The 270-nt window shown below is 65.9% G+C and carries 1 protein-coding gene; it reads right to left on the bottom strand.

Going from position 1 to position 270, the window contains the following annotated elements; all coding sequences use genetic code 11:
* On the bottom strand, positions 1-270 hold a 270-nt coding region (locus CUZ56_RS15070), incomplete at both ends, for a hypothetical protein (protein ID WP_204250949.1).

The raw sequence follows: 270 nt of genomic DNA, 5'->3' as shown, positions 1-270 counted from the left end.
ACCCAGCGCGATCGTTCCGGTGATCCAGCCGGGCATCGCGTCCGGCGACGCCAGCAGCGCGGTGCAACCCGCCAGCATGGTGAGCACCGCCAGCACCGATCCGGTGATCCGCGCGGTATTCGGATTCCATCCGCGGAAATGCTCGGAGTCGGCGACGGCGACGTTGTACATGATGTCGTCGAAGAGCGGGGTCGGCGCGGTGTGGGCCGAATTCTCCAGCATCAGCAGTTCGCCGTCACGCACACCCTGCTCACCGAGGCTGAGCGAATT

It is taken from the genome of Saezia sanguinis (assembly GCF_003991585.1).
In the GTDB taxonomy this organism is placed as follows: Bacteria; Pseudomonadota; Gammaproteobacteria; order Burkholderiales; family Burkholderiaceae_C; genus Saezia; species Saezia sanguinis.
Note: the sequence above shows the minus strand (reverse complement) of the source record. Positions and strands in the feature narration are given on the sequence as shown.